At 66.4% G+C, this 24,051-nt stretch carries 26 protein-coding genes and 1 pseudogene; 10 read left to right on the forward strand and 17 right to left on the reverse strand.

Annotated features, from left to right (window positions below; translation table 11 throughout):
• Positions 1–637: 637 nt before the first annotated feature.
• From AC4FIJ_RS05625 to AC4FIJ_RS05650, 6 genes are read left to right on the forward strand one after another with little or no spacing between them, the layout of a single operon-like run.
• Entirely contained in the window at positions 638–3,535 is a 2,898-nt protein-coding gene (locus tag AC4FIJ_RS05625) for a monovalent cation/H+ antiporter subunit A (RefSeq protein WP_490335729.1), read from the forward strand.
• On the forward strand, positions 3,532–3,894 hold the full coding sequence (locus tag AC4FIJ_RS05630) for a Na+/H+ antiporter subunit C (RefSeq protein ID WP_490335730.1): 363 nt from the start codon (positions 3,532–3,534) through the stop codon (positions 3,892–3,894). Before AC4FIJ_RS05625 ends, AC4FIJ_RS05630 begins: the two co-directional genes overlap by 4 nt.
• Positions 3,894–5,423 (forward strand): monovalent cation/H+ antiporter subunit D, encoded by a 1,530-nt coding sequence (locus tag AC4FIJ_RS05635; RefSeq protein ID WP_490335731.1) that lies wholly within the window; start codon positions 3,894–3,896, stop codon positions 5,421–5,423. The genes AC4FIJ_RS05630 and AC4FIJ_RS05635 overlap by 1 nt, the downstream gene beginning before the upstream one ends.
• Positions 5,420–5,911: a Na+/H+ antiporter subunit E gene (locus tag AC4FIJ_RS05640; protein ID WP_490335732.1), complete on the forward strand. Its 492-nt coding sequence runs from the start codon at positions 5,420–5,422 to the stop codon at positions 5,909–5,911. Before AC4FIJ_RS05635 ends, AC4FIJ_RS05640 begins: the two co-directional genes overlap by 4 nt.
• Positions 5,908–6,213 carry a K+/H+ antiporter subunit F gene (locus tag AC4FIJ_RS05645; protein WP_490335733.1) on the forward strand — a complete coding sequence of 102 codons (306 nt, stop codon included), beginning with the start codon at positions 5,908–5,910 and terminating at the stop codon, positions 6,211–6,213. The genes AC4FIJ_RS05640 and AC4FIJ_RS05645 overlap by 4 nt, the downstream gene beginning before the upstream one ends.
• 5 nt (positions 6,214–6,218) lie before the next feature.
• The gene (locus AC4FIJ_RS05650) at positions 6,219–6,647 is read left to right on the forward strand and encodes a Na+/H+ antiporter subunit G (RefSeq protein WP_490335734.1); all 429 of its coding nucleotides are present in this window, start codon (positions 6,219–6,221) and stop codon (positions 6,645–6,647) included.
• Positions 6,648–6,659: 12 nt separating this feature from the next.
• On the opposite strand, the gene AC4FIJ_RS05655 is transcribed toward AC4FIJ_RS05650, so the two are convergent.
• Both AC4FIJ_RS05655 and AC4FIJ_RS05660 read right to left on the reverse strand, forming a co-directional pair.
• A complete protein-coding gene (locus tag AC4FIJ_RS05655) occupies positions 6,660–7,583 on the reverse strand; it encodes a DUF481 domain-containing protein (protein ID WP_490335735.1) in 924 nt (307 codons plus the stop codon).
• Positions 7,584–7,669: 86 nt separating this feature from the next.
• Positions 7,670–8,584, reverse strand: a complete 915-nt coding sequence (locus tag AC4FIJ_RS05660) for an MBL fold metallo-hydrolase (RefSeq protein WP_490335736.1) — start codon at positions 8,582–8,584, stop codon at positions 7,670–7,672.
• A 77-nt stretch (positions 8,585–8,661) separates the two neighbouring features.
• On the opposite strand from AC4FIJ_RS05660, the gene AC4FIJ_RS05665 reads away from it, so the two are divergent.
• The 3 genes from AC4FIJ_RS05665 to AC4FIJ_RS05675 are packed head-to-tail and all read left to right on the forward strand — an operon-like array spanning position 8,662 to position 10,288.
• Positions 8,662–8,982, forward strand: a complete 321-nt coding sequence (locus AC4FIJ_RS05665; RefSeq protein WP_490335737.1) for an ArsR/SmtB family transcription factor — start codon at positions 8,662–8,664, stop codon at positions 8,980–8,982.
• Positions 8,983–8,986: 4 nt separating this feature from the next.
• Positions 8,987–9,502, forward strand: a complete 516-nt coding sequence (locus AC4FIJ_RS05670) for a rhodanese family protein (RefSeq protein ID WP_490335738.1) — start codon at positions 8,987–8,989, stop codon at positions 9,500–9,502.
• Positions 9,503–9,508: 6 nt separating this feature from the next.
• Entirely contained in the window at positions 9,509–10,288 is a 780-nt protein-coding gene (locus AC4FIJ_RS05675) for a sulfite exporter TauE/SafE family protein (protein ID WP_490335739.1), read from the forward strand.
• A gap of 4 nt (positions 10,289–10,292) precedes the next feature.
• Here AC4FIJ_RS05675 and AC4FIJ_RS05680 read toward each other — a convergent pair whose 3' ends face one another.
• The 12 genes from AC4FIJ_RS05680 to AC4FIJ_RS05735 all read right to left on the reverse strand — a co-directional run bounded on the left by AC4FIJ_RS05680 (position 10,293) and on the right by AC4FIJ_RS05735 (position 20,796).
• Positions 10,293–10,565 carry a hypothetical protein gene (locus tag AC4FIJ_RS05680; protein ID WP_490335740.1) on the reverse strand — a complete coding sequence of 91 codons (273 nt, stop codon included), beginning with the start codon at positions 10,563–10,565 and terminating at the stop codon, positions 10,293–10,295.
• A gap of 24 nt (positions 10,566–10,589) precedes the next feature.
• Positions 10,590–11,903 (reverse strand): oxygen-independent coproporphyrinogen III oxidase, encoded by a 1,314-nt coding sequence (gene hemN / locus AC4FIJ_RS05685; protein WP_490335741.1) that lies wholly within the window; start codon positions 11,901–11,903, stop codon positions 10,590–10,592.
• Between the two features lie 32 nt (positions 11,904–11,935).
• A complete protein-coding gene (locus tag AC4FIJ_RS05690; protein WP_490335742.1) occupies positions 11,936–12,154 on the reverse strand; it encodes a hypothetical protein in 219 nt (72 codons plus the stop codon).
• Positions 12,151–12,306 (reverse strand): cbb3-type cytochrome oxidase assembly protein CcoS, encoded by a 156-nt coding sequence (gene ccoS, locus AC4FIJ_RS05695; protein ID WP_490335743.1) that lies wholly within the window; start codon positions 12,304–12,306, stop codon positions 12,151–12,153. The genes AC4FIJ_RS05690 and ccoS overlap by 4 nt, the downstream gene beginning before the upstream one ends.
• A complete protein-coding gene (locus tag AC4FIJ_RS05700) occupies positions 12,303–14,441 on the reverse strand; it encodes a heavy metal translocating P-type ATPase (protein WP_490335744.1) in 2,139 nt (712 codons plus the stop codon). The genes ccoS and AC4FIJ_RS05700 overlap by 4 nt, the downstream gene beginning before the upstream one ends.
• Complete coding sequence (locus AC4FIJ_RS05705) at positions 14,438–14,884, reverse strand: FixH family protein (RefSeq protein ID WP_490335745.1); 447 nt, start codon at positions 14,882–14,884, stop codon at positions 14,438–14,440. Before AC4FIJ_RS05705 ends, AC4FIJ_RS05700 begins: the two co-directional genes overlap by 4 nt.
• Positions 14,881–16,485, reverse strand: coding sequence for a cytochrome c oxidase accessory protein CcoG (gene ccoG / locus AC4FIJ_RS05710; RefSeq protein ID WP_490335746.1), 1,605 nt, complete (start codon positions 16,483–16,485; stop codon positions 14,881–14,883). Before ccoG ends, AC4FIJ_RS05705 begins: the two co-directional genes overlap by 4 nt.
• Positions 16,472–17,398 (reverse strand): cytochrome-c oxidase, cbb3-type subunit III, encoded by a 927-nt coding sequence (gene ccoP, locus AC4FIJ_RS05715; RefSeq protein WP_490335747.1) that lies wholly within the window; start codon positions 17,396–17,398, stop codon positions 16,472–16,474. Before ccoP ends, ccoG begins: the two co-directional genes overlap by 14 nt.
• Positions 17,388–17,552, reverse strand: coding sequence for a cbb3-type cytochrome oxidase subunit 3 (locus tag AC4FIJ_RS05720; protein ID WP_185883903.1), 165 nt, complete (start codon positions 17,550–17,552; stop codon positions 17,388–17,390). Before AC4FIJ_RS05720 ends, ccoP begins: the two co-directional genes overlap by 11 nt.
• Entirely contained in the window at positions 17,549–18,301 is a 753-nt protein-coding gene (gene ccoO, locus AC4FIJ_RS05725; protein ID WP_490335748.1) for a cytochrome-c oxidase, cbb3-type subunit II, read from the reverse strand. The genes AC4FIJ_RS05720 and ccoO overlap by 4 nt, the downstream gene beginning before the upstream one ends.
• Positions 18,302–18,313: 12 nt before the next feature.
• A complete protein-coding gene (gene ccoN / locus AC4FIJ_RS05730) occupies positions 18,314–19,990 on the reverse strand; it encodes a cytochrome-c oxidase, cbb3-type subunit I (protein ID WP_490335749.1) in 1,677 nt (558 codons plus the stop codon).
• A 62-nt stretch (positions 19,991–20,052) separates the two neighbouring features.
• A complete protein-coding gene (locus tag AC4FIJ_RS05735) occupies positions 20,053–20,796 on the reverse strand; it encodes a helix-turn-helix domain-containing protein (RefSeq protein ID WP_490335750.1) in 744 nt (247 codons plus the stop codon).
• Positions 20,797–20,936: 140 nt separating this feature from the next.
• Here AC4FIJ_RS05735 and AC4FIJ_RS05740 point away from each other — a divergent pair, with 140 nt between their 5' ends.
• Entirely contained in the window at positions 20,937–21,611 is a 675-nt protein-coding gene (locus AC4FIJ_RS05740; RefSeq protein ID WP_490335751.1) for an OmpW/AlkL family protein, read from the forward strand.
• Positions 21,612–21,681: 70 nt separating this feature from the next.
• Here AC4FIJ_RS05740 and AC4FIJ_RS05745 read toward each other — a convergent pair whose 3' ends face one another.
• From AC4FIJ_RS05745 to AC4FIJ_RS05755, 3 genes and pseudogenes are all read right to left on the reverse strand, one after another.
• A complete protein-coding gene (locus AC4FIJ_RS05745; protein ID WP_490335752.1) occupies positions 21,682–22,404 on the reverse strand; it encodes a Crp/Fnr family transcriptional regulator in 723 nt (240 codons plus the stop codon).
• Positions 22,405–22,509: 105 nt separating this feature from the next.
• Entirely contained in the window at positions 22,510–23,931 is a 1,422-nt protein-coding gene (locus tag AC4FIJ_RS05750; protein WP_490335753.1) for an aldehyde dehydrogenase family protein, read from the reverse strand.
• A gap of 13 nt (positions 23,932–23,944) precedes the next feature.
• Positions 23,945–24,051 (reverse strand): annotated as a pseudogene (locus tag AC4FIJ_RS05755) (electron transfer flavoprotein subunit alpha/FixB family protein); the annotation flags it as partial.

Raw genomic sequence — 24,051 nt, forward strand, 5'->3', positions numbered from 1 at the left:
CTGGCCGTTAATCTTCGTAAACGCGCATTCGAGCACGTTCGCGGCAGTCGTCAGTTGACGCGGAAAAGCCGCTGCCAAAGGGTCGGCTCATGCATCGGCTGAACGGCGCCGAACTTCATAAAGCGCTGAGAAGCATCGGAATAAGGGCGCGGAAGAGTCCAGCGGTCGGGCGAACTCGTGCGGTAGCTTGGCGTATACATGGCTCGGGTTACCTCATGCAGATTGTGTCTTGTCGCTAGAAACCCCTAAGGTCACAGGCTGGTTCCCGTGTCGAACCGGTTAACCATCCGTTTAAATCCCGATTATGTCAGGCGGACTACGGCAAAGTGCCTTTATTCGCGGTGATAGACGGTTAATTCGCGCGTTAACCTTTGGCGAAAAAAATTTTGCCTCGTGCGGCGGGACACACCGGAATGGATGGTTAACGCGGTCTTTATCCGCGAATCGCCCTTTTTGCGGGCGCGGCGGGCGTTTCCCGGGCCGTGGACGCCCTGAAGGCCCCTTTCGGGCGGATCGGGCCATGGACATGCGCTGTCGATGTTGTATCGGACATGTGTGCATCCGCCGCGATGCATGCCTCACCGGGGTCGTTCCGCCGGCCCACCCTAGGTCCGAAGTTCGATAGCCGGAGTTCCCGTTGGACTTGCTGCTCATTTCCGCCCTGCCGTTCCTTGGCGCGATCGCCATCGGGCTGGCGGCCCGGGCACCGCGCAAGGTCCATGCGGTCATCGCGGGGCTGTTCACGCTGGCCGCGCTGGCGCTGGTGCTGGTCAAGGCGCCCGCGGTTCTGGCGGGCGAGATCGCCACCACGCGGATCGACTGGGTGCCTGCGATCGGGCTGAACGCGCATTATTTCATGGACCCGCTGGGGCTCATGTTCGCGGGGCTGATCCTGGGGATCGGTTTCCTGATCGTGGTCTATGCCAATAGCTATCTCTCTGCCGCCGATAGTTCGGCGCGCTTCCTGACGTTTCTGATGTTGTTCCAGGGCGCGATGCTGGGCATCGTGCTGTCCGACAATGTGCTGATGCTGCTGGTGTTCTGGGAAATGACGAGCCTTTCGTCGTTCCTGCTGATCGGTTTCTGGGGCCATCTGGCCGAGGGGCGGCAGGGCGCGCGCATGGCGCTGGCGGTGACGGGCGGCGGGGGGCTTGCGCTGATCGCGGGGCTGGTGCTGCTGGGCCGGATCGCGGGGTCTTACGATCTGACACAGATCCTGCTGGCAAAGGACGCGGTGCAGGCATCGCCGCTGTATCCGGTGGCGCTGGTGCTGATCCTGCTGGGCTGTTTCGCCAAGTCGGCGCAGTTTCCGTTCCATTTCTGGCTGCCCCACGCGATGGCCGCGCCCACGCCGGTCAGCGCCTATCTGCACAGCGCGACCATGGTGAAAGCGGGCGTGTTCCTGATCGCGCGGCTGTGGCCGGTGCTGTCGGGGACGGATCTGTGGTTCTATCTGGTCGCGACGACGGGTCTGGTCACCATGCTGATCGGCGCGGGCGTGGCGCTGTTCAAGAACGATCTCAAGGCGCTGCTCGCCTATTCCACGGTCAGCCATCTGGGCCTTTTGACCATGCTGTTCGGGTTCGGCACGCGGCTGGCGGCGGTGGCGGGCGTGTTCCACATCATCAACCATGCGACGTTCAAGGCGGCGCTGTTCATGAACGCGGGCATCGTGGACCATGAGGTCGGCACCCGTGATGCGCGGCGGCTGGGCGGGCTGGCGGCGCTGATGCCGATCACCGCGACGCTGGGCACGATCGCGGCGCTGTCGATGGCGGGGGTTCCGCCCTTCAACGGCTTCCTGTCCAAGGAGATGATGCTGGAGGAAGCCGCGCATACCGGCTGGGCGGGCATCGGCTGGCTGGTGCCGGTGGTGGCAACCATCGCGGCGCTGTTGTCGGCGGCCTATTCGTTCCGTTTCATCGCGCACGTCTATTTCGGGCCGAAGCGCAGCGATTATCCCAAGCCGCCGCACGATCCCGGCATCGGGCTGTGGGGTCCGCCCGCCATTCTGGTGGTGCTGGTCGTGCTGATCGGCGTGCTGCCCGGATTGATGGCGCAGCGCTTCGTAGAGGTCGTGGCCGCCGCCGTCACCGGCGAGGGAGCGCCCTATTTCCACTTGTCGCTGTGGCACGGGCTGACCCCTGCCCTGTTCATGAGCATCATTGCGGTCGCGGGCGGATTGTTGGTGCTGTGGCGCTTCGGCGCGTTCGACCGGGTATGGAACGCGCTGCCGATCCCGGTGGCGAAACGCCTGTTCGACCGCGGCATCGACGCGGCGGTGCGCGCCAGCCGGGTCGTGTCCTACGGGTTCCACAACGGATCGCTGCAGCGCACTTTGTTCGTGCTGTTCGCCTTCGTGCTAGTTCTGGGCCTCGAAGGCATGTGGTTCGGATCGGAACTGGCGGGCGGTTTCGCCATGGGCGGGCGCGAGACGATCCCCGCGCCGCCGGTGGCCGTGCTGCTGTGGCTGGCGCTGGTCGCGGGGGCCGCGGCGGTGGTCTATTCGCATCGCCAGCGGTTCCTCTCGCTCGTCTATATCAGCGTGATCGGGCTGGTCGTGTCGGTGGGCTTCGTCTTCCTGTCCGCGCCCGACCTTGCATTGACGCAGATCTCGGTCGAGACGGTGACGATCCTGCTGCTGCTGCTGGCGCTACACCTGCTGCCGCGCAAGCCGCCGACCAGCAGTTCGAACGCGCGCCATCTCCGCGACGGGCTTCTGGGTATCCTCGGCGGCGCGGGTGTCGGCTGGGCCGCATGGGCGGTGATGACCCGGCCGCAGGGCGACACGATCTCGGCCTATCACTGGCTGCAGGCCAAGCCCGGCGGCGGCGGAACCAATGTCGTCAACGTGATCCTGGTCGATTTCCGCGGTTTCGACACGTTTGGCGAAATCATCGTGCTGGGCATCGCGGCGCTGGCGATCTTTGCGCTGCTGCAGCCCGCGGTGCGCGGGGTCTCGGGGCGGCGTCTGCTGGCGCTGATGGACGGGATCATCCGTTCGCCCGAACGCCATCCGATGATGCTGGTGGTCGCGGGCCGGCTGATCCTGCCGATGGCGATCGTGGTCGGCCTCTATATCTTCCTGCGTGGGCACAACATGCCGGGCGGCGGTTTCATCGCGGGGCTTATCTTCTCCATCGCGATGCTGATCCAGTACATGGCCTCGGGCTTCGAATGGACCGAGGAACGCCGCCGGACCGAGCGTCATGCGCTGATCGCGGGCGGGGTGCTGACGGCGGCGGCGACGGGCGCGGGATCGCTGGCATTCGGAGAGCCGTTCCTGACCAGCTCCTATGGCTATTTCCATATCCCGCTGGTGGGCGAGATCGAGCTGGCCACCGCCATGCTGTTCGACATCGGCGTCGCGCTGACCGTGGTGGGCGCGGTGATGCTGGCGCTGGCGCAGCTGGCCAATGCGACGCAGCGGGCCGAGCAGGAGAAGCGGTCCGAACACGCGATGGACATCGACCCCAGCCGCGAGGAAGCGGTCCGCGAACAGAGCCTTGACGCCAGACCGGAGGCACCACGATGAGCGTCGAATTCCTGGTCGCCAGCGCCATCGGCGTGCTGACGGCGGCAGGCATATACCTGTGCCTGCGCGGCCGCACCTTCCCGGTCGTGCTGGGCATCGCGATGCTGTCCTATGCGATCAACGCCTTCCTGTTCTCGATGGGACGGCTGGTGGTGGACAGGCCGCCGATCTACGCCAAGGGCGCGGACTATACCGATCCGCTGCCGCAGGCGCTGGTGCTGACGGCCATCGTCATCTCGTTCGGCATGACCGCGCTGGTGGTGGTGCTGGCGCTGCGCAGTTTCCTCGAAAGCGGGACCGACCACGTCGACGGAACGGCGGAAGATGGCGACCTCACCGACGCCGAGGCCAACCACTGATGCTGACGATCGTCCCGATCCTGCTTCCCGCGGTGGTGGCCGCGATCACGCTGCTGCGTTCGGTGCGCACCACGCGGCTGGCGGCGATCTTCTCGCTGACGTCCAGCGTGCTGCTGGTGGCGGTGACAATCGCCCTGTTCGCCGAGGCGTCGGACGGCGTCATCCGCGTGTACCGGCTGGGCGACTGGCCCGCGCCCTTCGGCATCGTGCTGGTGCTCGACCGGCTGTCGACGATGATGGTGCTCTTGACCAATGTGCTGGCGCTGTGCGTGCTGGTCCATGCGGTGCTGACGCAGCTGGACCGGCGGGGCTGGCATTTCCATCCGATGTTCCAGTTCCAGCTGCTGGGCCTGAACGGCGCGTTCCTGACGGGGGATTTGTTCAACCTGTTCGTGTTCTTCGAGGTGCTGCTGATCGCCAGCTATGGCCTGATCCTGCATGGACAGGGCGCGGCGCGGCTGCAGGCGGGCGTGCAATATGTGGTCGTGAACCTGGTCGGATCCACGCTGTTCCTGATCGCGCTGGGCATATTGTACGGCATGACCGGCACGCTCAACATGGCGGACATGGCGGTGCGGGTGGCCTCCGCACCCGCGGGCGACCAGGCGCTGATCCGCACGGGCGCGCAGGTGCTGATCGTGGTGTTCGCGCTCAAGGCCGCGCTGCTGCCGCTGCAATTGTGGCTGCCGCGCGCCTATTCCAGCACATCGGCCCCGGTCGCGGCCTTGTTCGCGATCCTGACCAAGGTCGGCGTCTATGCGATCCTGCGCACCACCGTGCTGATCTTTGGCGCAGAGGCGGGCGCGGCCGCGTGGGCGCCTGCCGCATGGATGCTGCCCGCATCGCTCCTGACCATCATGGCGGGCTTCGTCGGCGTGCTGGCGGCGCGGGACATGCGGCTGATGGCGGCGTTCGGGATCATCGGTTCGACCGGCACGCTGCTGTCGGCGGTGGCGCTGTTCCAGCCCGACACGATCGCGGCGGCGCTGTACTACCTGCCGCATTCGGTATTGGCGGGCGCGCTGATGTTCCTTGTCACCGACCTCGTCGCGCGGGCGCGCGGCGATACCGACGATACGCTGGTGCCCGACCGCCCCTTCGCGCGCATGGGACAGCTGGGCGCGCTGTTCATGCTGGCCGCCATCGCGCTGGCGGGCCTGCCGCCGCTGTCGGGCTTCATCGGCAAGCTGCTGATCCTGTCGGCCAGCGCCGACGCGCGCTTTGCCGCGTGGATCTGGGGCGCGATCCTGCTGGGCACGTTCCTGTGCATCCTTGGCCTTGCGCGTGCGGGCAGCAATCTGTTCTGGAAATCGCGCGCGGACGAATATGCGTTTCCCGATGGCGAGACACCGCAGCCCCGCGACAAGGCCATCGCCGCCGCGCCCGCATGGATGCTGTGCGCGCTGCTGGCCGCGCTGACCCTGTTCGCAGGCCCCGTCACCCGCAACGCCGAGGCGACCGCGGCGCAGATCTTCTCGGTCGGCGATTATGCCGCGGCCGTGCTGCTAGAGCAGGAGGGCACGCGATGATCCGCCGTCTGTTCCCCCACCCCGCGCTTGCGGTGCTGCTGTTCCTTGTCTGGATCCTGCTGGCCAATACGCTGGCGGCGGGCACCATCGTCATGGCGCTGCTGATCGGGGTGATCGTGCCGCTGATCACCGCGCCCTATTGGCGGGACAAGCCGCTGCTGCATATCGGTTGGCCGCTGCTGGGCTATATCGGGCTGGTGATCTGGGATATCGTGGTCGCCAATTTCCAGGTCGCGCGGCTGATCCTGTTCCGCCGCAACCGCGATCTCAACAGTTGCTGGCTGGTGATCCCGCTCGACATCCGCCGGCCCGAGGCGATCACCACGCTGGCCGGCACGATCAGCCTGACGCCGGGCACCGTTTCCGCCGACGTGTCCGCCGACGGCCACGCGCTGCTGGTCCACGCGCTGGACGCCGCCGACCCCGCGGCGGAAGTGGCCAGGATCAAGTCGCGATACGAAGACCGGCTGAAAAGGATCTTTCGATGACCGTTCCCGAGATAGCCCCCACGCTTTCTCCGCTGCTCAACGTCGCGATCACGGCGGGCTATGTGCTGATCGGCCTTGCCATATTGCTGAACGTCTGGCGCCTGTTCGCCGGGCCGACGCGCGGCGACCGGATCCTTGCGCTGGACACCATGGTCATCAATGCCATCGCGCTGATCGTGCTGTTCGGCATCAAGGAGGGATCGACCATGTATTTCGAATCCGCGCTGCTGTTCGCCATGGTCGGGTTCGTGGGAACGGTGGCCTATGCCAAGTTCCTGCTGCGCGGCGATATCGTGGAGTGATGGCGATGAATGGCGCGGCCGACATCATCATTGCGTTCCTGATCCTGCTGGGCGGGGGGTTCGCGCTGATCGGGTCGTGGGGGCTGGTGCGCCTGCCCTCGCTGATGACGCGGCTGCATGGGCCGACCAAGGCGACGACGCTGGGCGTGGGGGGCGTGCTGGTCGCGTCGATGATCTATTTTCCGGTCTATCACAGGCAATATACCGCGCATGAACTGCTGATCACGCTGTTCCTGTTCATTTCGGCGCCGATCACCGCGAACATGATCGCCAAGGCGCATCTGCACCGGCAGGGCATGGGGATCGATCCCAATCCCGCCGACGACATTCAGGAAGGCCTGCCCGAAAGCGAGATCTGGGCCACGTTCCGCGTCAAGCAGGGTGAGGACGACGACCGGCAGGGCGTCCCTCCGGCGGGCCCTCCGGCGGGCTGACGTCTTGCGCGGTCAGAGGCCCAGCACGACGCTGAGCCGCGTGCTGGTGTCCCACGAGACCGTCCCCGGCGCGGGATCGGATTCGTAGATCGTGTCGAACGACAGCCGCGCGGACAGATTGCCGTAAAGGTCGGTCGTCACCGCGGTCGAGGTGGTGAGTGTGCTGTTCACCTCGTCCAGCACCAGCGTGATCTTTTCGCTGAACGCCAGCGTATCGGTGATGTCCCATTTGAAGCTGGTGTCGAGAAAGGCGGCCAGCCGGTTCTCGTTCGTGCCGTCGGTAAAGCGGGTCTGGCGCAGCGCCGGGCCGCCCGATGCCTCCCAGTCGATATCGTCGGTGTCGACGATCTGGTAGCCCGCGCCGATCACCTCGGTAAAGCGGCGCGAGATGCCCTGGAACGGATTGCGTTCATATTCCAGCGAACCGAACGCGAAGACCGGCGAATCGGTAAAGTCGCGGCGGGCGCGATAGCCTGCGCCAAGGCGTTCCTCGGTCCGCTCGTCGTTCACTTCGCGGATGTTCAGGTCGGCGGAAAAGCGGTGTTCCCAAAGGTTGTTCTTGCGCGTGACCTCGACCCCTGCGTTGACGCCCCATTCCTCGGTATTGCCGGTGTCGAGATTGGCGCCGAAGGACCCCTCGCCTTCCCAGCCCTTGAGGAAGCTGGCCTCGTCGATCTCGGCCTTTTCCTCGTCCTCGATCGCATCGATTACATCGTCGATCTCATCGCGCCGGTTGGGGAAAAGGCGCTTGGCGATATCTTCGATGGTCTGGCGTTCCGAGGGGTTGGCCTCGCGGTAGACGATGCCGAATTCCTCGGGCAGCGGCTGCGCCTGCGCCGACGTCTGGGCTGACGCGGGGGCAGGCAGGATCAGGGCCGCCGCGGCACCCGCCGCGCATAGGGTCGTCCCGATCCTGCCCGTTCCCCGCCAATCCATATCGATCCCGCCCCTGTTGCCGTCGGGGGGATGTTAGGCAGCAGGAAGGCCCCGGCCATCGGGCATTGCCCCGAATTCGCGGGGGATCAGGACCCAGTCGACCCTTCGGCGTCCTGCGCGTCGCCCTTGATCTTCACCGGAATGCGCAAGAAACGGACGCCGTTCTCTTCCGCCTCCGGAAAGTGCCCTGCCCTGATATTGACTTGGATCGAGGGCAGCAGCAGGCGCGGTGCGGACAGGGTGGCGTCGCGCGCCTCGCGCATGGCGACGAACTCGTCCTCGTTCACGCCGTCATGGACGTGGATGCTGTGCCGGCGCTGTTCGCCGACGGTCGTTTCCCAGCGATATTCGTCGCGGCCCGGCGCCTTGTAATCGTGGCACATGAACAGGCGCGTATCCTCTGGCAGCGCGAGCAGCCGGCGCATCGAGCGATAGAGCTGGCGCGCGTCGCCGCCGGGGAAATCCGCGCGGGCGGTGCCGTAATCGGGCATGAACAGCGTATCGCCGACGAAGACCGCATCGCCGATCCGATAGGCGACATCGGCGGGGGTATGGCCGGGGGTGTGGATCACCTCCACCTCCAGCTCGCCGATGGGGAACCGCTCGCCGTCGAAGAACAGGCGGTCGAAGTCGGAGCCGTCGGTCTTCATCTGGTCAAACGCGAACATCGGGCGGAAGATCTTCTGCACGTCGCGGATATGCTCACCGATGCCGATCTGCGCGCCGGTCTTCGCCTTGATGAAGGGCGCAGCGGACAGGTGGTCGGCGTGGGCATGGGTTTCGAGCACCATCGCGATGTCCCAGCCCTGCCCCTCCGCCCGCGCAACGATGCGGCGAGCCGAGGCGACATCGACCTCTCCGCTGGCAAGGTCGAAATCGAGCACGGGGTCGATCACGGCGGCGGTTTTGGTCGCCGGATCGACGACCAGATAGCTGATCGTGTTGGTGGGCTCGTCGAAGAAAGCCTCGATGATGGGCTTGGCGGATGTGGGTTCAGTCATTGGAAAAACCTCTCGTTTCTGTCCTTGACTATATATTAGCGTGTTCTATATTAGCAATACCTAATATGAAAGAACGTATGATGCTCAAACCTCCGATGGATCTCGCCGCCTTCGAACGAAAGGCCGATGGCGTGGCGCAGCTACTCAAAGCGATCGGCAATGGCCGCCGCCTGATGGTGCTGTGCAAGCTGGTCGAACATGGCGAGCGGACGGTGACCGACCTCTCCGCCGATGTCCGCCTGTCGCAGTCCGCGCTGTCGCAGCACCTCGCGAAGATGCGCGACGAAGGTCTCGTCGCGTTCCGGCGGGAAAGCCAGACGCTGTGGTACCGGATCGCCGATCCGCGGACCGAGACGCTGCTGGCGGCACTCTACCAACTCTATTGTCAGGAGGACTGATCCCATGACCATGACCCCCATCTCGCCGCGCGAAGCCAAGAGGCTGATCGAAAGCGGCGCGGCGCTTGTCGACATTCGCGGACCCGACGAATTCGCGCGCGAAAGCATCCCCGGTGCGCGCAACGTGCCGGTGACGGACATCGACCGCATGGAAACGAGCGGTACACCGGTGGTCTATCACTGCCGCTCGGGCGCGCGGACGCAGGCCAATGCGGCGCGGCTGTCGGCTGCGGCGGGCGCGGATTGCTACATGATCGAAGGCGGGCTCGACGCGTGGCGGCAGGCTGGTTTCGACGTGGCCAAGGACACCGGCCAGCCGATCGAGCTGATGCGGCAGGTGCAGATCGCGGCGGGATCGCTGGCGCTGCTGGGCGTGGTGCTGGGCTTTCTGGTCGGCCCCGGCTTCTTCGGCCTGTCGGCCTTTGTCGGCGCGGGGCTGATGGTGGCGGGGATCACCGGCTGGTGCGGCATGGCGACCATGCTGCGGCACATGCCGTGGAACCGGCGCATGGCAGGCTGACGCAGGGTGACCGCCATCCAGATCGCGCTGGCGCTGCTGTCGGGCGGATTCATCGGCACCGTGCTGGGGCTGGTCGGCGGCGGCGGATCGATCCTGGCCGTGCCGCTGCTGGTCTATGTCGTCGGCATCGGATCCACCCATGCGGCGATCGGCACGGCGGCGGTGGCGGTCACCGCCAATGCGCTGGCCAGCCTTGCCGGTCATGCGAAAGGCGGAATGGTCAAATGGCCCTGCGCCATCGTGTTCGCGGCGGCGGGCATCGTCGGCGCGGCCATCGGGGCCGAGATCGGCAAGTCGGTCGACGGCGCGCGCCTGCTGATGCTGTTCGGCCTGCTGATGATCGGGGTCGGCCTGTCGATGCTGCGCGGGCGCAGGCGCGCCGACGATCCCGATGTGCGGCTGTCGCGCGGCACTGCACGGGTGTTGCTGCCGCGCCTTGTGCCGCTGGGGCTGGGAGTCGGGCTGGCGGCAGGGTTCTTCGGGATCGGCGGCGGCTTTCTGATCGTGCCCGCGCTGATCGCCGCGACCGCCATGCCGTTCGCCTATGCCGTCGGCACATCGCTGGTGGTGGTCACCGCGCTGGGGCTGACCACGGCGACATCCTATACGCTGTCGGGCTATGTCGACTGGCTGATGACCGCACTGCTGGTGGCGGGCGGGATCGGCGGGGCCGGTCTGGGGATCGTCGCCGGTCGGAGGCTTTCGGGACACAAGGCGCTGATGGAGAGGGCCTTTGCGCTGCTGGTGATCGCGGTCGGCCTCTATATTGCCGCGGGCGCGATCTGAACCGTCAGATCGAGGCGTCGGTGACGAGATTTGCATCGCCGCCCATCACGAACAGCCAGACGACCAGCGCGCCGATCCATCCGGCGTTGAACAATATGATCGCGGCCCATACCGCGCCATTGCTCGCCCGCCGCCTGCCCGGTCCGCGCGCGATTTCGCCCGAATGCCTGCCGAACATTGCCGCCACGTCGCGCAGGTGCAGCAGCAGCCAGATCCCGGCAAGCAGGCTGGCGGCGGCGAGGACGCCGACCAGGGCGGGAAAGAACCACAACGGCATGAATACTTCTCCTTACGGGCCGGATCACACCGCCGAGCTGAAACGCCGCGGCGAGTGCTGGCGATAGGGATCGAACAGCGCCGCGATGGTCCGCGCATAGGGCAGTCCGTCGGCCATGATCTCAAGCTGGTCGCCCGACAGCAGCACCAGCCCGCGGTCGAGGAACGGTTCGAGCGCGTGGCATATCTCGGGCAGGAACTGACGCGGGATATGGGCGCGGCCCGAGCACAGCAGCCCCTCGATCACCTCGCCGCGCATGCGGTCCTCGGCGCTGCGGTGGATGCCGCGCTCGGCGGTCAAATGTCCCGCCCCTGCGCGCATGCGATAGCGGCCGCTGTTCTTCTGATTCTGCGCCAGCAGATGCGGGAACGAGCTGATCGCCGAGGCGCCCAGCCCGATCAGATTGGGCGCGTCGTCATCGGTAAAGCCCTGGAAATTGCGGTGCAGCGCCCCGTCCATCGCCGCGCGGGCCAGCGGATCGCCGCCCGCGCGCGCGAAATGGTCGAAGCCGACCGGCATGTAGCCATGCGTCACCAGATAGGCGAAGCCGAGGCTGGCCATGGCGAAACGCTCGGCCTGATCGGGCATGTCGCTGTCGTCGATGGCGCGCTGGCGCGGGATCACGTGCGGCACATGGGCATAGCCGAACAGCGCGATCCGGTCCGCGCCCAGCACGCGGGTGCGCTGCAGGCTGTCGAGCAGATCGTCGCGGCTCTGTCCGGGCAGCCCGTACATCAGGTCGAAGCTCAGCGACGAAACGCCCGCATCGCGCAGCATGTCGGTCGTGCGCAGGATCATGTCCTCGGACTGGACGCGGCCGATGCGGCGCTGGCAATGCGCGGCGAAAGTCTGGACGCCCAGGCTGGCGCGCTGGATGCCGACGCGTTCGATCACCATCGCCCATTCCTGCGACATGGTGCGCGGGTCGAGCTCGATCGACCAGATGGGGTCCGACAGGCCGAAGCGGATCGTCAGCGCATCGACCAGCCGGACGAAATCGGTCGGCGCGATGGCATTGGGGCTGCCCCCGCCGAACGACACGCGCCGCACCCGCGTGCCCACGGGCAGCAATGCGGAAACGGTCTCGATCTCGCGGTGCAAGGCGTCGAGATAGCTTTCCAGCCGGTGCCGCCGCCCCGCCGCGCCGGTGTTGCAGCCGCAGTAGAAGCAGATCTTCTCGCAGAACGGGATATGGACATAGAGCGAGACGTCGCCGGACAGCGTTTCCAGCGCATGGCGATAGGCTTGCACCTCGATCTCCACGAACTCGGCGGCGGTCGGGAAGCTGGTGTAGCGCGGGACGGGCACCGCGAGCAGGTCGGGATGATAAGGCCACATGCCAGCCTGTTTCGCGCGGGCAGCCCCTGCCGTCATTGCGATGGATCAAATTGCTTGCGGTTGCATCCGGCGTGGCAGGCCTTGGCGGGGCACGGCGGCGGCATGGCGGGCTGTTTGCCGGGGATCGGGACCTCGACCGTGCGGCTCTGCGCGCCCGAACAGATGGTGACCTGCATGGTCGTGGCCGAGGGCGGCGGCGTGCCGATGGCGAGCGGCAGCAACGCGACCAAGGCAAAGAGGGGCGCGATCATGCGTCCTCGCCCTCCTCGTCGTCGATCAGGATGCGATTGGCCGCGCCGTCCAGATCCTCGAACTGGCCGTCGCGCATCGCCCAGAAGAACAGCGCCAGCCCCGCGCCGCCCATCAGTAGCGCCACGGGGATGAGGTAGATCAGCACGCTCATGCCCGGTGGTCCCGTGCCGCGCGCGCCAGCCGCAGCGAATTGCCCACCACCACCAGCGAGCTGAGCGACATCGCGACCGCCGCGATCAAGGGCGTGACCATGCCCGCCAGCGCCAGCGGGACCGCGAGGATGTTATAGCCGATGGCGAAGCCGAAGTTCTGCCGCACGATGGCCATGGTGCGCCGTGCGACCTGCACCGCCAGCGCCACGGGCATCAGTCTTTCGCCGATGAAGACCGCGTCGGCGGCCTGCTGGCTGGCGTCGCTGGCGGTGCCCGGCGCGATCGAGGCATAAGCGGCGGCAAGCGCTGGGCCGTCGTTCAGCCCGTCGCCCACCATCAGCGGTCGGTGTCCTGCGGCCTTGAGGGTTGCGAGCGCCCCCAGCTTGCCCGCGGGCGCGACTTCGCCTTCGCCGGGGATGCCGAGATGTTCGGACATGCGCGCCACGGCGGCGGCGCTGTCGCCGGAAACCATGCTGGCACCGACGCCAAGGCTGCGGAGGCGCGCCAGCGCGGCGGGTGCATCGGGGCGCAACCGGTCGGCGAAGCGGATGAGGGCCGCATCTTCCCCGACGCGCAATTGCACCTGAGGGCCGTCGCCGCCGGCCTGCGGGCGTTCGAGTGCGATCTCCCGCATGCCGATCCTGCCGGAAATGCCGACGCCTTCCATTTCGCGAATGTCGGTTACCGCTGCAGGCACGATCCCTTCCGCCATCAGCGATTTTGCAAGGCCGATGCTGAGCGGATGACGGCTCGCCTGCGCTAGCGACAGGGCGGCGGCCTTCTGCTCGTCCGACAAGCCGCCGGTGTCCGCGCGCATCTCGCCCAGGGTCAGCGTGCCGGTCTTGTCGAACAGGGCGATGTCGACCCCGGCCAGCCGTTCCAGCGCGCTGCCGTCCTTGACCAGCAGGCCCTGCCGGATCAGCGCGCCCGAAGCGACCACCTGCGCGGCGGGGACGGCGAGGCCCATCGCGCAGGGACAGGTGATGATCAGCACCGCGATCGCGATCACCAGCGACTGGTGCCAGCCCGCCCCCGCGATCATCCAGCCGATGAACGCCAGCGCCGCTAGCGCATGCACGGCAGGCGCATAGAGCCGCGAGGCGCGGTCGGCGATGCGGACGTAGCGATTGCGCGATTGCCCCGCCTCGTCCATCAGCCGCGCGATTTCGGCGATTGCGGTGTCGCTGCCGGTGCGGGTAACGCGCACGCGGATGGGGCGCATCAGATTGATCGCGCCCGCGTGGATATCGGCTCCGACTGCGACCTGTTCGGGCAGGCTTTCGCCGGTCAGCATCGCGTTGTCGATGGTGGCGGCGGCGACATCTTCCAGCACGCCGTCGGCAGCCAGCGCCTCGCCCGCCGCGACCAGCATCAGCATTCCCGGCTCAAGCGAGTCGGCGGCGACCCGGCGGATCGATCCGTCGGGCTGGACCACGCCCGCGCTGCGGCCCATCCGGCCCAGCAAGGCGCCAATGCCCGCGCGGGTGCGGCCGCGCATCGCGGCATCCAGTGCGCGGCCCGCCAGCAGGAAGAACAGCAGCATCACCGCGCCGTCGAAATAGGCATGCTGACCGCCCGTGACGGTTTCATAGAGGCTGAGGCCGGTCGCCAGCAGCACGCCGATGGAGATCGGCACGTCCATGTTGGTCCGTCGATAGCGCAGCGCCATGGCGGCGGAGGCGAAAAAGGGCCGCCCCGCATAAGCGACGACCGGGAGGGCGATGATCGCGGACAGCCAGTGAAACAGCTCGCGCGTCACCCCGCCCGCGCCCGACCAGACGCTGACCGACAGCAGCATGATGTTCATCATGCCGAACCCCGCCACCGCCAGCGCGCGGAGCAGGGCGCGGGTTTCCTTGCCGTCTCGGACCAGCGGATCGGCGGCGACGGCCTGCGCCTCGAAACCCAGATGGCGCAGCGCTTCGACCAGATCGTCTTCGTCCAGCGAGGGGCCGTGCCGTACCGCCACGCGCTTGGCGGAGAAATTCACGCGCGCCTGGAAGACGCCCTCCAGCGCGTTCAGCCCGCGCTCGATCTTGGCGATGCAGCCCGCGCAGCGCATGCCGGGCACGGTGAGGCGCGTGTCCGTTAGCGGCGCGGCGGCGGCGGTGTCGATAACGGCGGGCGCGTTCATTCGATGTGGACCTCCTGCGTCCAGCGATCGCCGCCCGCGGTGATGGCGATGCGCGCGATCCAGCGGCCTGCCGCGACCGGGGTTGTCGAGACGAGCCTTCCAGGCGCGGCGGCGGCGAAGGCGAGTTCGGTCGTCCCGGGCTCGCCCAGCGGACGGCGGAACTGCGCGGTGACGTCCGCGCCATCGGGCACGCCGTGCAGGGCCATCGCGATGGTGCCGCCGCTCTGGCGTTTCACATCCACGCTCCAGCCCAGCGCTTGCTGCTTGCGCGCCTCATCCAGCCAGCCGTTGTATTTCTGGCTGGCGACATAGGAATTCTCGACCACCACGCCGCCGAAGCCGCGGGTCGCCAGCGTCGCCATCGCCAGATTGACCGCGATCACGATGCCGAAGCCGCCGACCAGCACGGCGGTCATGTGGCGTCCGGTGAATTCGCTTTTCATTGACTGTCTCGCGGTTGGCTGGCTTCGGGCGCGGAGAACCGGGTTTCGACGCTGTCGGTCTCCCGCTGTTCGTCCTGAGATGTGATGCGGAAGGCGAAGTCCTGCTCGCCCGTCCCGGCAGGCGCCATGACATAGGCGCGCACGGTGCGGGTCTGGTCGGCGGGCACGGTGACGGTCTGCATGGGCGCGGCGTCGCCGCGGCGAATCGTGTCGGACCACATCACGCCGCCGGGCAGCCCCTCGAGCGCGATTTCCATGTCGCGCGGGCGGCTTTCCATGTTGCGCAGCTTCAGCGTGAAGGAATTGCGGATCGACCCGTCGCTCATCAGCATGAAGGGCGGGTTGCGGTCGGGCGAGACGGTGAGGCCCGCGTGGCTGCGCACGCCCAGCGCGAACAGCAGCGCAAGGCCGATGCTGGCCCAGATCAGCGAATAGGCGATGGTGCGCGGCCGCAGCAGCGTGCGCCACGGCGAACGCGGGGTTTCCCCCCTCGCCTCGCGCTCGCAATCCTCCAGCGTGGCATAATCGATCAGGCCGCGCGGGCGGCGGACATCGGCCATCACCCGGTCGCAGGCGTCGATGCACAGGGCGCAGGTAATGCAGCCGATCTGCGGCCCTTCGCGGATGTCGATGCCGGTCGGGCAGACCGCGACGCACAGATTGCAGTCGATGCAATCGCCGAATTGGCCGGGATGTTTCTGCGCCTTCTTGACGCTGCCGCGCGGTTCGCCGCGCCAGTCCTTGTAGGTGACGATCAGCGATTTCTCGTCCAGCATCGCGCTCTGGATGCGGGGCCATGGGCACATGTAGATGCACACCTGCTCGCGCATGAAGCCGCCCAGCACCACGGTCGTCAGCGTCAGCACCGCGGCGGTGACATAGGCGACGGGGGCCGCATTCCCGGCGAAAAAGTCGCGCAGCAGGGTCGGTGCATCGGCGAAATACAGGATCCACGCGCCGCCGGTGGCAAAGCCGATCGCGGCATAGATCGTCCATTTGAACGCGCGGCGAAAAACCTTGCTCCAGGTCCACGGCGCGGCGTCGAGGCGCATTCGCGCGTTGCGGTCGCCGTCGACGAAGCGGTCGACGTGCTGGAACAGATCGGTCCACACCGTCTGCGGACAGGCATAGCCGCACCATGCCCGCCCTACCGCGCTGGTGACCAGGAACAGGCCGATTCCCGCCATGATCAGCAGCCCCGCGACGAAATAGAATTCGTGCGGCCATATCTCGATGCCGAACATGTAGAAGCGGCGGTTCGCCAGATCGACCAGCACCGCCTGATCGGGCGCATAGGGGCCGCGATCCCAGCGGATCCACGGGGTGACGTAATAGATCACCAGCGTGACGATCATCATCGCCCATTTGAACCGGCGGAACGGCCCGTCGATGCGCTTGTTGTGCACCGCCTGGCGCTTTTCATAGAGCTTTTCGGGCAGATGGGTGCGCTCGGGCTCGTGCGGTTCGTGGCGGTGGGTGGCCGCACCGGGATCGGCGACGGCGCTGCTGACCGGGCGGTTCGTCCTGGCGATGCCGTCCTTCACCAGGACGGCATCGTCGCGGTGCCCGTCGTCACTGTCCGGGCCGTCAGGGCTGTTCATCGACCTCGACCGCCGGGTCCTCGGCGACCTCCACGAAATCCTCGCCGCCGCCAAGCGAGTGGACATAGGCGGCCAGCATCTTGATCGTCACCGGATCCAGTCGCCCTTCCCATTTGGGCATCATGCCCAGCCGCGGGGTGAGCACCTGCCTGCGAATATCCTCGCGCGTGCTGCCGCGCAGCCAGATCGCATCGCTCAGGTTGGGCGCGCCGAATTCGCGGCTGCCTTCTCCGCGCGCGCCATGGCAGACCGCGCAATTGTCGGCGAAAACCTGCGCGCCCAGCGCGCTGCCCTCGGCCTTGCCGCTCAGCGACAGGACATGGCTGACCACCGCTTCCACCTGCGCGGGTTCCAGCATCCCCTCGAACGCGGGCATGATGCTCATGCGGGTTTCGTCGTGGCCCGCCTGCCTTATGCCATGGGTCAGCGTGTATTCGATGGCGCGAAGATCGCCGCCCCACAGCCAGTCGTCGTCATTGAGATTGGGATAGCCCAGGTTCTGGCTGCCCGCTGCGCCCGATCCGTGGCATTGCACGCAATTAACCTTGAACGCGGCATTGCCGCCCGCGACCGCCTGCGCCATCAGCGCGCTGTCGTCCGGCAGGCGCTCGATCGGTATGCGGGCGAGCCGGTCGCGTACGCCCTGCCGGGCGAGGTCGGCGGCGCTGATCTCCTTCGCCAGCTGGCCGCGGCTGGACCAGCCGAGCACGCCCTCGGTCGCCTTGTCGACCATCGGCCAGGCGGGAAAGGCGATGACATAGCCGATGGCGAAGACGATCGTGAGATAGAAGGTCCACAGCCACCAGCGCGGCATGGGGGTGTCGAGCTCCTCGATCCCGTCCCATTCGTGGCCGACGGTCTCGGTGCCCGTCGGCTCGTCGATCCGTTTCCCGGTTGGGCGCTTATTCGCCATCGTTCTCGTCCTTGAAGATTGAATGCGCGGCGGCGCGGTTATGGCGGGTCGCGCCGGGGCGGAACGGCCACGCGCACAGCGTCACGAAGATCGCCAGCATCACCACCAGCGCATAGCTGTCGGCGAAATGGCGCAGCGTTTCGTAGACGCTCATCGGCCCGTCTCCTCGGCCAGCTCTTCCTGAGCGGCGGCGCTTCCGAAATCGACCAGCGTGCCCAGCATCTGCAGATAGGCGACCAGCGCATCCATCTCGGTCAGCTGCTGGGGCTGCCCGTCGAAATCGCGGACCTGCGCCTTGGGATAGCGCGAGAGGAATTCGTCGACATCGCCGCCCGCGTCGGGATTGGCCTGCAGGATCATGTCCTCCCGCGCCTGCGCGATGTCGCGATCCGAATATGGCACGCCGACGCGGCGCAGCGCGACCAGGTTCGCCGCCGGATCGTGCACCTCAAGCTCGCTTTCCAGCAGGAAGCCGTATTGCGGCATCACGCTTTCGGGCACCACGCTCTGCGGGTTTTCGAGGTGCTGGACGTGCCATTCGTCGGAATAGCGGCCACCCACGCGGGCGAGGTCCGGGCCGGTGCGCTTCGATCCCCACTGGAACGGGTGGTCGTACATGCTTTCAGCGGCCAGACTGTAATGGCCATAGCGCTCCACCTCGTCGCGGAAGGGGCGGACCATCTGGCTGTGGCAGGAATAGCAGCCTTCGCGGATATAGATGTCGCGCCCGGCCTGCTCCAGCGGGGTATAGGGGCGCATCCCCTCGACCTCCTCGATCGTGTTGTCGATCCAGAACAGCGGGGCGATTTCCACCAGCCCGCCGATGGCGACGGCCACGAAGGTGGCCACCGACAGCAGCGTGATGTTGCGCTCAAGCTTCTTGTGGCGTTCGGTCATGCTCATGGTCGGCCTTCCTTATTCGGCCGGAACGGCGGTTGCGGCGGACTGGACGATCGGGTGGTCGGCCTGCGGGTCGTAGGGCGCATCGCTCATCGGCGCTTCCTCGCGCAGCCTGCCGGCCAGCGTCATCCAGACGTTGAAGCTCATGATCGCGGCGCCGGAGAGGTAGAGAAGGCCGCCGAACGCGCGCATCAGATACATCGGGTGCAGCGCGGCGACCGTGTCGGCAAAGCTGTTCACCAGATAGCCGTCGGCCCCGTATTCGCGCCACATCAGCCCCTGGGTCACGCCCGCCACCCACATGCTGGCGGCGTAGAAAACGATGCCGATGGTGGCGAGCCAGAAGTGCCAGTTGATCATGCGCAGCGAATACATCCGCTCGCGCTTCCACAGCCGCGGGACGAGGTAGTACATGCAGGCGAAGGTGATCATGCCGTTCCAGCCCAGCGCGCCGGAATGGACGTGGCCGATGGTCCAGTCGGTATAATGCGACAGGCTGTTGACGCTCTTGATCGACAGCATCGGCCCTTCGAAGGTGCTCATGCCATAGAAGGCGAGCGCCATCACCATCATGCGGATGATCGGGTCGGTGCGGACCTTGTCCCATGCGCCGTTCAGCGTCATCAGGCCGTTGATCATGCCGCCCCAGCTGGGCATCCACAGCATGACCGAGAACACCATCCCCAGCGTCTGCGCCCAGTCGGGCAGCGCGGTGTAGTGAAGGTGGTGCGGCCCCGCCCAGATATACAGGAAGATCAGCGACCAGAAGTGGATGATCGACAGCCGGTAGCTATAGACCGGGCGCTCGGCCTGCTTGGGCACGAAATAATACATCATCGCCAGGAAGCCGGCAGTCAGGAAGAAGCCGACCGCGTTATGCCCGTACCACCACTGGGTCAGCGCATCCTGCACCCCGGAAAAGGCGCTGTAGCTGCGCGATCCGACGAAGCTGACCGGGATGGCCAGATTGTTGACCACATGCAGCATCGCGATGGTCACGATGAACGCCAGATAGAACCAGTTCGCGACATAGATATGCGGTTCGTGGCGGCGGATGATGGTGCCGATGAACACCGCGCCATAGGCGATCCACACGATGGTCAGCCACAGGTCGACGTACCATTCGGGCTCGGCATATTCCTTGGACTGGGTGATGCCCAGCAGATAGCCGGTCGCCGCCAGCACGATGAACATCTGGTAGCCCCAGAACACGAAGCGCGCGAGGGCGGGGAACGCCAGCTGCGTGCGGCAGGTGCGCTGTACGACGTAAAAGCTGGTCGCGATCAGCGCATTGCCGCCGAACGCGAAGATCACCGCGCTGGTGTGCAGCGGGCGCACCCGCCCGAAGTTCAGGTAAGGCTCGAAATTCAGCTGCGGAAAGGCCAGCTGCGAAGCGATGAACACGCCGACCAGCAGCCCCGCCATGCCCCAGAACATCGTCGCGATGACACCCCAGCGAATGACATCGTCGTCATATTTCGACGGTCCCTCGGGCATCTTGAAGAAGCCCTGCGCCTTGCCCAGCGGGTCGAAGCGCGCCGCGCTCATCGCCATCAGCGCGAAGGCGGTGATGCCGACGATCACCGCATGGGCGGCGAAACCGCTGTCCGCCGCCGTCATGAAGACCAGTATCGATACGATCAGGACCGCGAACCAAAGTCCGGTGCGGCCGATTGCAGCTTCCGCGTGCATGGAAATCTCCGTCCGTTTGGGTGTGCCCTAGGGAGCGCGAGCGGGCGTTTCGTTGATGCAGGTCAAATTGACGATTTTGTCAGCGCGCCCGCCGGCAAATGGCCCGCGCGCGCCGCAAGACCCGGCAGATCGAGCAGGCGGATCTGCGAGCGTCCCGAGGTCGCGAGCAGCCCGGCATCGCGCAATTCGCCCAGCTGGCGGCTGATCGTCTCGATCGTCAGGCCAAGGCTGTCGGCGATGTCGCGGCGCGACATGGGCAGGTCGAGCAGGCAGCCCTTGTCGTCCGGCACGCCGATGCGCTGCGCCATGCCGACGAGGAAGCTCGCCACCCGTTCCTGCGCGGTCTTGCGGCCCAGCGCGATGGTCTTTTCGCGCGAACGGGCGAGCGCGCGCAGCGTTCGGGTCAGCAATGCGTGGCCCAGGCCGGGTTCCTTCCGCGCCAGTTCGAACAGCGGGTCGGCGGCGAAGGCCAGCATCTCGCATTCGCCCAGCGCATAGAGCGTATAGCCGTGCGCCCCGCGCGCGGGGACCAGCACGAGATCGCCCGCGAAATGGAACGAGAGCACCTGGTCGCGCTGCTGCGAGGCGTGCGCGACCAGCCTGACCGATCCGCGCGCGATATGGACCACGCGCGCCTGGGTGGTTGAGGAAAAGACCGCTTCGCCGCCGACTGCACTGACGGGCTGCGCCAGTTCACGCAGATGAATCCGCGCTGCCTGAGAGGCTTCGGGCGGCAGCACATCCGCGACGAAGCGGCCGAAGAGTTGATCGCAATTCGCTGGCGGGGCGGCTCGAAGGGTCTGCATCCTGCGCACGCTGTTCCCAAAGGCGCGGCGCATCATTGATGTGGGTCAATGAAAGCGCGGACAGGCGCAGGCATCTGCCCCTCAGCGACGCAACAATCCTGGGCCGCATGGGGCGGTCACTGCGCCGCCGGGAATATTCGATGAAACTGCCACTCCTGATCGGTGCGCTCACACTTGCCGCTGCCGCCGGTCCCGTTGCCGCCCATGCGCAGGATCGCGCGGGCCATGTGCAGGTCAAGGCGTTCGTCACCGGTGTCTTGCCCGACGGCAAGATCAGCGATGTCGAAACCGATATCGTCGGCTTGCCCGCCGATACCCAGACCAAGGCCAACGACAATGTCGTGCCGACGATCGCCATCGAATATTTCTTTACCGATGCGATCTCGCTGGAAACGATCTGCTGCCTGACCCAGCACGACGTCGACGGCACGACCGGCCTGCCCGGCGCGGAACTGGTGTCCGATGCCAAGCTGGTGCCCGCGACCTTCACGCTGAAATATCACGCGGATCTGGGCGCGGTGAAGCCCTATGTCGGCGCGGGTCCGGCCTATTTCATCTGGATAGACGAACAGCCGGGCGCGGCGACCTTGCCGCTGGGCGTGACCGATTTCCGCATGTCGGATGAATTCGGCATCGCGCTGCAGGCAGGCGTCGACATTCCGCTGAACGACAGCGGCCTTGCGCTCAGCATCGATGCCAAGCGCTATTTCATCGACACCACGGCGCGCTGGTATGCGGGCGACACGCTGGCGATCCAGACCGAGCACAAGCTCGACCCATGGGTGATCGGTGCAGGGATTGCCTGGCGCTTCTGAATCGGGGGATGAACGAAGCGACAGGCAGCACCGGGGCGCCGCTTACCGACCGGCGGCGTCCCGGTGCGTTTCATTCGGCGCGGTCCGACAGGGCCTGCCAGTCGAGGATGGTGACATCGCGGCGGCCGGCAATGTCGATCAGCCCTTCCTTCTTCATGCGCGTGAACTGGCGGCTGACGGTTTCGATGGTCAGGCCCAGCACGTCGGCGATCTGCTGGCGCGAAAGCGGCAGTTCGATCCGGCGCGGCGCCTCGCCCACGAAGCTGCAAGAGGCGGGCGCGAGCCTTTCCGCCGTTTCCAGCAGGAAGCTCGCCAGCTTCTGCTCGGCATTCATGCGGCCCAGCAGCAGCATCCAGCGCCGCGTGCGGTCGAGTTCGGACAGGGTGCGTTCCAGCAGTCGGTGTTCCAGCTTGGGGTGTTCGCGCGCGAAGCGGTCGAAATCGGCGCGGTAGAACACGCAGATCTCGGTCGGGACCAGCGCCTCCACGCCATAGCTGTTGGTCTCGCCGAACGGGCGCCCCAGAAAGTCCGAGGGATAGGCAAGACCCAGTATCTGCTCCTTGCCGCCCGCGGTTTCCGAGGACAGCTTGAGCACCCCCTCGATCACATTGGCGACGAGGACGGCGTCGTCCCCTTCCCACAGCAATTGCTCGCCCGCCTCGATTTTGCGGCGGCGACCGATGCTGTTGAGCAGGCCGATCTCTCCATCGTCGAGGTCGGCACAGATCGCGCGATTGCGCACCGCGCATGTCTGGCAGAAATTGACCGGGCGGGAGATGTCGCTGGGTTCCATGATCCCGGCCATAAAGAAAAGCCGCCCGCGTTCAACACGCAAGACCGGATCGCCAGCGGCCCAAGGCCGATGGCGAAACGGTGCTGCGCGTCGGTGCGGCCCGTATCAGGCGTCCTCGAACGGGACGGCGTTGACGATATGGGCCTGCGTATATTCCAGCATGCCCTCATCGCCCAGCTCGGTCCCCAGGCCCGATTGCTTGGACCCGCGGAACGGGATGCGCGGATCGATCGCGAGATACTGGTTCACCCAGACCGTGCCGGTGTCGATCTTCTGCGCCACCTCGGTCGCGCGCGTCAGGTCCTTGCCCCAGACCGAGCCGCCCAGGCCGTATTCCGACGCATTGGCGCGGGCGATCACATCGTCGATGTCGTCATACTTCAGGACCGGCAGCACCGGCCCGAACTGCTCTTCGCGAACGAGGCGGGCGTCGTCGGGCAGGTCGCGCACGATTGTCGGCGGCATGAAATAGCCGTCGCGGTCCAGCGCCTCGCCGCCCGCGATCACCTTGCCGTGCAGCTTGGCATCCTCGACCAGTTCCTTGACCTTTTCGAACTGCTGGCGGTTCTGGATCGGGCCGACCGTGGTGCCCTGCTTCGATCCGTCGTCGACGATGGCCTCGTTCGCCAGACGGGCGATTTCCTCGCAAAAGGCGTCGTACATATTGGCGGGCACATAGGCGCGCTTGATCGCGACGCAGATCTGACCCGCATTGGTCATCGCGCCTTCGTAGATCTTCTTGGCGACCGCCTTGGCGTCGATGTCGTCCAGCACGATGGCGGCGTCGTTTCCGCCCAGTTCCAGCGTGACCCGCTTTACCATCGCGGCGGCGGAGGCCATCACCTTCTTGCCCGTCGCGGTCGATCCGGTGAAGGCGATCTTGGCGACGCCCGGATGGGCGGTCAGCTTGCCGCCCAGATCGTTCTCGTCGCAGATCACGTTGAAGACGCCTGCGGGCAGGATCTCGCTGGCAAGCTCGGCGAAGAGCAGGCTGGTGAGCGGCGTGGTCGGCGCGGGTTTCAGCACCATGGTGTTACCCGTGACCAGCGCGGGCGCGAGCTTTTGCACCAGCATCATCACCGGGTAGTTCCACGGCGTGATCGCCGCGACCACGCCCAGCGGGGTGCGATGTTCGGTGACGGTCTTGCCGCCCTTGTCGCGCAGGACGACAGGCTCAACCCGCTTGTCGACAAAGGCGCGCAGGACATAGGTGCTGCCGATAATTTCGCCCATGGCCTGACGCGTCGGCTTGCCCTGTTCCATCGTCAGCAGCGAGGCGAATTCGGCGACCCGCGCTTCCAGCGCATCGGCCAGTTTGGCGAGCATGGCGCCGCGTTCGCCCGCATCGGTTGCCGCCCACGCGGGAAACGCCGCCTTCGCCGCGGCGACCGCTTCGTCCAGCTGCGCCTCGCTCGCCTTGGGGCACTGCGCGAAGGCCTTGCCGGTGGCGGGGTTCACCACGTCGAATGTGCCCGCGCCGCCATCCGCCAGCGATCCGCCGATGAGGAGTTTCAATTGCTTGTCCATGCTCTTATCCTCTTCAAACTTTCTCGGTCAGTTCCGGCACGGCCTTGTACAGATCCGCAACCAAGCCGATGTCGGCGACCTGGAAGATGGGTGCGTCCTCGTCCTTGTTGATGGCGATGA

It is taken from the genome of Croceicoccus sp. (assembly GCF_983967925.1).